Genomic DNA, 8,539 nt, shown 5'->3' on the forward strand with positions numbered 1-8,539 from the left:
CAGGATAACTGTCCTTACTGCAGGATCGTACGCCTGGAATCTTCAAATGCACGCTCTATTTATGAGAATGCACATTTCATAGCCTTTGCTCCTTATTTTTCGCAGGTTCCTTTCGAGATCTGGTTCATTCCTAAGGCACATGTCAGTCATCTTGGGGCAATGTCAGATGAGATGTTGCATTCTCTGGGCGCTGCGATCCGCCATGTTCTTTCCGGGCTGGAGACGGTACTCGCATCTCCTGCTTATAATTACATGTTCTTCCAGCTGCTGCAAGACGATTCATATCATTTGAATCTCAGGCTCCAACCTGTGACCAGCAAGATGGCGGGTTTTGAGAAGAACACTGATATCTTCATAAACACGATGCCTCCGGAAAAGGCTGCAGAGTATTTGAACAATGGGATTTCTGAACAGAAGGTACATTGAATCTTGAACTGTGGGGTATATAAAATGAAAAAATTAAGGATCGGTATGTTCTCGTGGGAAAGCTTGCACTCGGTAAAAGTGGGTGGCGTAGCTCCCCATGTTTCCGAGCTATCTGAAGTGCTTGCTTCCAAAGGACATGAGGTGCATATATTCACCCGTAACCGAGGGCTTGAACCACATGCGCTCATAAATGGTGTGCATTACCATCGTGTGGACCACGACCAGTCGGGAGGGGTTGTTAATCAGATGGACAGGATGTGTGATTCCATGTACTGGATGTTCCTGGAGGTGGTAGATCGCTTTGGTCAGTTCGATATTCTTCATGGACATGACTGGCATCCTGTGAACGTACTATGCAAGCTTAAGGCCGAAAAAGGCCTTCCATTCCTGCTTACTTATCACAGTACCGAATGGGGTCGCAACGGTAACGTACATGGCAACTGGTCGGAGGCTAAAACCATATCACATCGGGAATGGCTGGCCGGTTATGAGTCAGCTGAGGTCATAATCACTTCCGAGGTGCTGAAGAAGGAGGTACAGTTCCTGTATCATATTCCTGATCACAAGATATCCCTGGTACCCAACGGGATTTTCCTGGATAAGATACGTAAGGATGTGGATCCGGGTGAAGTAAAGAAGCGGTTCGGTATCCATCCGCTGGCGCCTGTTGTTCTGTTCATCGGGCGCATGAGCTACCAGAAAGGGCCTGATATGCTTGTTAAGGCTATAGGAAAGGTATTGTCTCACCGCTGGGATGCACAGTTCGTGCTTATAGGAGAGGGAGAGATGCGGGCTCATTGTGAATACCTTGCACGTTCAATGGGTGTGAAACATGCATCTCATTTCCTTGGCTATGCATCGGATGAGGTTTCCAGGGATTGGTACAATGCTGCAAACATCGTATGTATGCCAAGCCGTAACGAGCCCTTTGGGATCGTGGTGCTCGAAGCATGGGATGCTGGCAAGACCGTGGTTGCTACTGATGCTGTAAAACTTATCGATAACTTCAAAAATGGAGTTACGGTTTACCAAAATCCGGATTCTATAGCATGGGGAATAAATTATGTGCTGGATGGTCTGGGTAAGGCAGGCTTTGGCGAGGAAGGTCGCAGACTTATAGAAGAAGTATATAACTGGAATGAAGTGGCAGATTCCACACTGAAGGTCTATGATAAAGCACTGAAGGATAATGAACAGGGTAGATGATAGCCATCTACTCATATCCTCTTTTCACAGAAGGGCCTCTGTAGATCCTTTTTTCATAATCGCCATATCCCCTGTGTTTGGCTCTGACCTTTTTATGTATCTGTTTTTCAAGAAGTTCTTCCACATCATCCCATTCTGCTTGGTCTGCTCTCAAATTTTCCATCATATCACTCTGATGAACGGGTTATGATGTATGAATTCCACATCCAGTCCCAGCAGGTCTGCCAGACGCGGGCAAAGCTCTTCCATGCCCGGATTCTCTGTAGCGTAGTGGGTGGCATCGATAAGTGCAAGTTCTCCGCGAGAGCGTATCACATCATGTTTCAGTTCCGAAGAAACGTACGCTTCAACACCATGCTCCTTTGCGATCCCAAGGTACTCATTTCTAAAACCACTGCCTCCAAAGACCATTACACGTTTTATATCATCCCTTTCTCCCACATATTGCACATGAGTGTTCAGGCTTTTTGCCACATGGTTTGCCAGAGTTTCCGTAGAACACACCGGTACTTCACCTATCCTGCCTATGTCCAGTTCCTGTACATTGCTAAGTCCCAGCCTTTTTGCAAGTACGTCGTTTATTCCACCTTTAGCTCTGTCAAAGTTCGTATGCATTGAATATAGAGAGATCCTGTTGTCCAGCGCTATCTGCAGACTGGTGGCAAAAGTTCTGGAAATGGAATTCACCGGATCAAAAATAAGGGTGTGATGGGTTATCAAGAGGTCTGCATTGATCTCAGCTGCCCTGTTAAGTACATAGTCCGTGGGGTCTAAAGCAACTGCTATCTTTTTAACATCATTGTCAAGATCAAGATTAAGGCCAATTCTGTTAATATCAAAATCAGCGGCAAGCTCAGGTGGAGCTATCTTTTCCAGTACCGGGATGATATTAGATAGATGCATGAAAAACCTTTGTTCTCAATTCATAAGAATCTGTCGCAATAAAATAGATATGGATAGCTTGAGGTTTCAAAAGAGACCTCCGGCACAATTTCATCGAAGGATTAAAATATAATTAAATATATTATTTATCAGAGGTTTACTTATGAGAATAGAAAGTGGGATAGATGGCCTGGATGAGATTCTACAGGGAGGACTTCTCCCGGAACGTGTTTATCTGTTAAGTGGGCCACCCGGAGGTGGCAAGACCACTTTTGGTGTGCAGTTCCTTGCAAAAGGTGCTTTGCAGGGAGATGTAGGATTGTATGTTACCCTACTTGAGTGTCCCCAGAACATCATAAACGATATGTCTAATTATTCTTTTAATGTCATACCACTTATAAAAGTGAAGAAACTATTGTTTGCAGATCTGGGACCCCGTATGGAATATGGGTACATGGATGAACTGAAGGATATCATTCAGCCCCATGAAGGAATAGAAGGCGTTTCCAACGAGCATGAGGCTCCGTCACCTGCGACGGTATTTAAGGAACTGGCGGCTTATGTGGCAGAGTACAATGTCAAAAGGCTGGTCATTGATTCCATGACAGCCATACGTTTTGCAACACACGATCCTGCACTGCAGGAAAAGGAGATGACCAGATTCATAAGGAATCTCAAAAAACTGGGCTGTACCACTATAATTATTGGGGAGCTCACTGACCCTACTGCATATACTACTGAACAGTTCGCATCCCATGGAGTGATCTTCCTGCACAATTTCCTTTATGAAAAGCAGATGACACGTGCTATCCAGATCATAAAGATGCGGGGTACAAAACATGACTGCAATATGCACAAAGTTCAGTTCACTGAACGCGGGCTGCAGGTAGAAGGTCTTCTGCAATAAGGAAGTGATCTCGGGTGCGGCTTTTCAAGAAGGTGGAAACAAAAAGAAAGCTCAGCGACTCAGAAAAAGCTGAACTCGAAAAAAGAGCTTATGATCTTGGCTTTGATGTAGGTTACTATAAGCATTCAGAACTTGGCTGGGTCAGTGAGCGCTACGCTGCACTGGAATCGGTTGCAAAGGATGCAGGTCTTCTGGAAATTGTCAGTGATAACTATAAAAGAGGGAAGGAAGCAGGTGCCAAGAACAGAGAAAGGAATATGAAACTTGGCCTGAGCAAGAAAGCGAAGGATCAGGGAAAACATGTCTCTGGATCTCTTTATGATATTTCCTCAGAGGAAAAGGACCGCATTGGTTTAAGATCAGGCTTCAAGTCCTTTCAGGGCGACAATGAGCATCTCTACGGCATGCTCCAGCATCCTGATATAACGGATATGCCTTCCCTGACAGAGATCCCCAGGGCAGTGGAACGACCTCAAATGATCAATGGTTTCAGGCTGCTAGTTCCAAAGCAATGAAGCAATCCGATAATTTCACTCTGATATAAGATATGGAATACACACTAACAGTACGACCTTGTTGACCGAATGAACAGGAATAGACATGATCTCCAGAAACAAAGGTTCTGATACAGTTCGCCGTAATTCTGCAGAGAATGAGTTCGATATTTCTTTTGTTACTCGCTCTATGAACTTTCAGGATCCTGCTATTGAGATCTTGTATGCATTTATGGATGCTGTTCCTTCTATGCTACTTGTTCTTGACACTGATCAGATGATATCGTTTGTGAATGAATGTTTTTGTAAGAGTCTGGGATTCACAAAAAAGGAGCTCATTGGTCGTATATGGTACGATAGATTGATATCCTCAGACAAAAGATATGAAGCCAGTAAAATATTTACCAAGCCTGCTGATGTCAAAGATCGTCACGATATTGGAATACCCATAGTTGATGAGCATGCAGAGGAACACCCTGCGATCTTAAAGGCCGGATTCCTTAATGACAGGAACGGGAATATTTCCAGGATCATAGTACAGATCGAGCTGATCAATTCAATATCAGATCAACATACAAAAATCACAGCTGATGATAAATATCGCGTTCTTGTGGAGAATTCAGCGGATGTCATCCTTTCAACGGATCCAGCGGGCGTGATCACCTACATTAGTCCTTCTGTCACTACATACGGCTTCACTCCTGAAGAACTTCTCCTTAAACAATTATCAGATCTATTTTTTTATGAAGATCAACATAAGATCGTTCGCTCTCTGTCCATTACTCTTAATAATTCCGGCCAGAGCCGGGTACAAGGTCGTCTTAAGGACCCAAACGGGAAAATATATTGGGTAGAACTGTATGCACAAGCATTTTTCGATAAAGATGGTCATGTTAAAGGGATAATAGCTACTATAAGGGACATTGGAGACAGGAAAGCTAATCTCAATGCCTTGGAGATGGCCAGTGACATGTTCATATCCCAGGCGCGCTCAGCTTCTGATGCGATCATTTTTTCCGATTCCGCAGGTAATATCATATTCTGGAACAAGGGTGCTGAGAACCTTTTCTTCTATACGGTCGAGGAAGCAATGGGAATGCATATTTCCATGATCATGCCACGAAGGTACCGGCATATCCATCAGGGATGGGATGTAGTTGTTTCGACCGGCCGTTCCTGGGTAATGGGAAACACTATCGAACTTTACGGCCTGAAAAGGGATGGAACAGAATTTCCTATTGAGATCTCACACTCTACATGGAAGAAAGATGGAGCTTTGTTCTTTAGTGTGAATATCCGGGATATCACACAGCGTGTTCTCAATGAAAAGGAAATGCGCGAAGCTAAGGACAAGTATCGCATGATATTCGAGAAATCACCTTTGGGTATTATCCATTTTGATACCTATGGAGTGATCACACAGTGTAACAAAAGTTTCGTGGATATAGTAGGTGTCGAAGAAGCAAATATAATTGGCAATATCATTGGTCTCGATCTGCTTAAATCCGATACAAGTGAAGAGATAAAAAAATGTGTTACAGCAGTGCTTTCAGGCGAACCGGATAATTATTCCGGAAGTTCCTTTTCATTCATAGGTGCCACAGATACCCCCATAAGGGCCAGCTTCGTTCCGGTGATCACTGAAGATAAAGCGATCGCTGGGGGCATATGCATTGTTGAGGACATAACCGAAAGTAAAAAGGCAAGAGAGGCACTTATACATGCCAAGAACGTAGCTGAAGAGGCCAGCAGAACTAAAAGTGAGTTCCTTTCCAATGTCACTCATGAACTCAGAACACCTCTGAATGCGATCATGGGATTTTCGGACCTTTTACAGGAAAGTATCGAGGATAAGCTGAATGATAACCAGCGTAAATATCTCAATAATATAATAGCAGGGGGTAAAGACCTGCTAGACGTTATAAATAACATTCTTGATGTATCAAATATTGAAGCCGGAAAAACAAATCTTGAACTTGAGGACATTCATCTGGAAGGTCTCATACAGGATGTGATGACTGAAATGTCTTCCTTTGCCTCCAAAAAGAACATTGAACTGCAAATGGAACTTGACCCGCAGGTCAAGTCAATAAGAGTTGACAGGAATAAATTACAACAGATCCTCATCAATCTGGTGAGCAATGCTATCAAATTCGGGAAAGAGAAAGGCTTTGTCAAGATAAGGTCCAAGCAAATGCACGATACGTTGCATATTGAGGTCATTGATAATGGCATAGGTATCAGTACGGAGGATCAGCAAAGGTTATTCAAGCCTTTTATACAGTTAGACTCGTCCTCAACCCGTAAATATAAGGGAAATGGTATCGGACTTTATATAGTCAAGCAGTTCGTGGACCTGCATGGGGGAAATGTCTGGCTGGAGAGCGAGATCGGAAAAGGCAGTACCTTTACTTTTACCATTTCACTGAAACTTTAATTGCTTTGGCTCTGTAAAAAACATACGTATTATGTTTTAACCACTGAGTTCACAGAGAACACAGAGGATGGTAATATTTATTCATCTCCGTGAACTCTGTGTACTCTGTGGTTGCATCTGCCCACAGTTGAAAATGTAGCGTGACGATTTCTACAAAGCCATTGCTTTGCAATTTAAAAATACTTTAAGTTTACGTTTTCAGTTGATTTATATGACATAGATTTTATAGATATATATGTCTGGTCATTATTTGTCAGCAATATAGTTATATAATAATATAATTATATACTATTCTCAAGAATAACTGCTGTTATATGGTCCATTATCCGCTTAAGAGGAACTCACATGTCAATAAAGTCAATGTCCTTCTTATTCCTGGTTTTATTCTGCCTGATATCCCAGGTGTCAGCTTACAGCTCAGATGATATAGAATGGGAATCCGTAAAAACTGTAACCCTCCATTGGGGAGATTCTTACAAGGTTGACAACTATGTCATTACTGCAGATGATTTCAACAAGGATGGCTATGTATATATCACTATTTACAAAGATGATGTGTATATGACGGCCGGAGCCTTGAAACTGTCTGATAATGTGGTCTATAGGGATACGGCCAATGGTGATGACATCAAAGTCTATGCCAGTGCCCTTAGTTTGAAAACTGATAGCTGGACCGGGAATCTTATAGACCCCACGGTCAAAGTGCAGATATACAGGCGTGGATTGCCGGATCTTGAAGTGGATCTGGACATTGAAAAAGAAACCTATGACCCGACCAGGCTTTCCACTCCTCGTTTTATAGAAGGTAACGTAACAATCAAGAACGTGGGTGATGCCAAAGCCAGCAACGTAGTGCTTAATGTGGATACTGCCGGCCTTGAACTTGCAGATGGAAAACTGATACAAACAACACCTTCTCTTGAGAAGGGAGAAACTACAAAACCACTTGCATTTAAACTTCAGATCCCTCTTTTATGGGATGAAGAAGATTTTAAGATCGTTGCACGGGCCGCTGCTTATGATATAAACAATGAGAAGCATATTTTCGAGGGTACAAAGACCATTACCATTGAACCAAAAGCAGAGATCACCCTTACCAAAAGCTGTACAGAAGAAATATACATGGATGAAACAGCTTATGTTTCTCTTATTATGAGAAATACGGGTCCATATGCACTCAGTTCTGTCCATCTCACTGACCTACAGACAGATGATCTGGAACTGAAGGACAATGTGCAGACGGAAAAGACCACATCTCTCAGTGCGCAGGAAACAACCACAGTTCTGGAATATACTCTCAAACCGATCAAACCCGGAAAGTTCAAATTGCCAAAAGCTACTGCCAAGTTCAGGGTGGATGGCAAAGATTACACGTTCGAATCCGATACACCTACTATTGTGGTCAATGGTCCCTATATAGTTCTGGAGAAAAAAGTAAATGTATCTTCCTTCAATCCTGGTGATAATGTGCGCGTTACCATCTCTGTAAAAAATGAAGGCAACCGGGATGCAAATGTTAAAATAGAAGAGACAGTACCGGAAGGTACCAGCTTTGTAAGCGGGGTTATGACTTTCGATGATGTGGTGAATGATAAAAAGACACAAAGTTTTTCATATGTCCTTAAGCTTGAAAAGGAAGCTGATATGAAACTGCCAGCAACATCTGCTAAATTTACTGATCTGGAAGGCTATAAAGGTGAAAAGGTCTCGAACATGCCGGAAATAGCATTAAAGGTTGCATCCGGCCAGGATACACCCTCAAAGGATCAATCAGGCAATGCGGGATCTTCCAGTTCCGGTAAGGCACAGGCAAGCAGCGGAACAAGTGATGAGGTCGGCCAGCAGCCTGGTTTTGAAGCATGGGTTCTGGTAATTGCCCTTATAGCTGTAATGAAGTTCTCAAGAAAAGGTCAGAACTGATATGTATCACAGGTCTATCTTGCTTGCAGCAGTACTGGTCATGTATCTGGTAATGCTGCAGCATCCTGCATCTGCAAGGGATTCAAATGACACCGAATGGCTCACCCCTTCAAACATTACACTTCATTGGGGCGAGCAGGTCAAGGTCGGTGGATACACGATCACTGCACAGGATTTTTCAGCGTCGAAACCTGTGGACATGCCGGACGATTATGTAATGCTCAAGGTCAAAAGCAACACTTCACGCTCATGGGGCGCCATACTTGC

At 43.2% G+C, this 8,539-nt stretch carries 9 protein-coding genes; 7 read left to right on the forward strand and 2 right to left on the reverse strand.

The window, feature by feature from the left end; translation table 11 throughout:
* Window positions 1-426 (forward strand): HIT domain-containing protein (locus AB7U21_RS08255; RefSeq protein WP_428388239.1); only part of this gene is annotated, 426 nt, incomplete at its 5' end.
* Window positions 427-450: 24 nt separating this feature from the next.
* Complete coding sequence (locus AB7U21_RS08260) at window positions 451-1,632, forward strand: glycosyltransferase family 4 protein (protein ID WP_333787760.1); 1,182 nt, start codon at window positions 451-453, stop codon at window positions 1,630-1,632.
* A gap of 7 nt (window positions 1,633-1,639) precedes the next feature.
* Here the strand turns inward: AB7U21_RS08260 and AB7U21_RS08265 are convergent, their stop codons facing one another.
* A complete protein-coding gene (locus tag AB7U21_RS08265; RefSeq protein ID WP_428388241.1) occupies window positions 1,640-1,798 on the reverse strand; it encodes a hypothetical protein in 159 nt (52 codons plus the stop codon).
* Window positions 1,795-2,535, reverse strand: a complete 741-nt coding sequence (locus AB7U21_RS08270; protein ID WP_428388243.1) for a Nif3-like dinuclear metal center hexameric protein — start codon at window positions 2,533-2,535, stop codon at window positions 1,795-1,797. The genes AB7U21_RS08265 and AB7U21_RS08270 overlap by 4 nt, the downstream gene beginning before the upstream one ends.
* Window positions 2,536-2,677: 142 nt before the next feature.
* Between AB7U21_RS08270 and AB7U21_RS08275 the strand changes: the two genes are divergently transcribed.
* The 5 genes from AB7U21_RS08275 to AB7U21_RS08295 form a co-directional block, all read left to right on the forward strand.
* Window positions 2,678-3,421 (forward strand): RAD55 family ATPase, encoded by a 744-nt coding sequence (locus AB7U21_RS08275; protein ID WP_333787762.1) that lies wholly within the window; start codon window positions 2,678-2,680, stop codon window positions 3,419-3,421.
* A gap of 14 nt (window positions 3,422-3,435) precedes the next feature.
* The gene (locus tag AB7U21_RS08280) at window positions 3,436-3,936 is read left to right on the forward strand and encodes a hypothetical protein (RefSeq protein ID WP_428388246.1); all 501 of its coding nucleotides are present in this window, start codon (window positions 3,436-3,438) and stop codon (window positions 3,934-3,936) included.
* An 85-nt stretch (window positions 3,937-4,021) separates the two neighbouring features.
* Window positions 4,022-6,352 carry a PAS domain S-box protein gene (locus AB7U21_RS08285; protein ID WP_428388248.1) on the forward strand — a complete coding sequence of 777 codons (2,331 nt, stop codon included), beginning with the start codon at window positions 4,022-4,024 and terminating at the stop codon, window positions 6,350-6,352.
* A 345-nt stretch (window positions 6,353-6,697) separates the two neighbouring features.
* The gene (locus AB7U21_RS08290) at window positions 6,698-8,272 is read left to right on the forward strand and encodes a BatD family protein (protein WP_428388250.1); all 1,575 of its coding nucleotides are present in this window, start codon (window positions 6,698-6,700) and stop codon (window positions 8,270-8,272) included.
* 1 nt (window position 8,273) lies between these two features.
* A partial coding sequence (locus AB7U21_RS08295) for a hypothetical protein (RefSeq protein ID WP_428388252.1) occupies window positions 8,274-8,539 on the forward strand: 266 nt, incomplete at its 3' end.

The organism is Methanomethylovorans sp. (assembly GCF_050177135.1).
In the GTDB taxonomy this organism is placed as follows: domain Archaea; phylum Halobacteriota; class Methanosarcinia; order Methanosarcinales; family Methanosarcinaceae; genus Methanomethylovorans.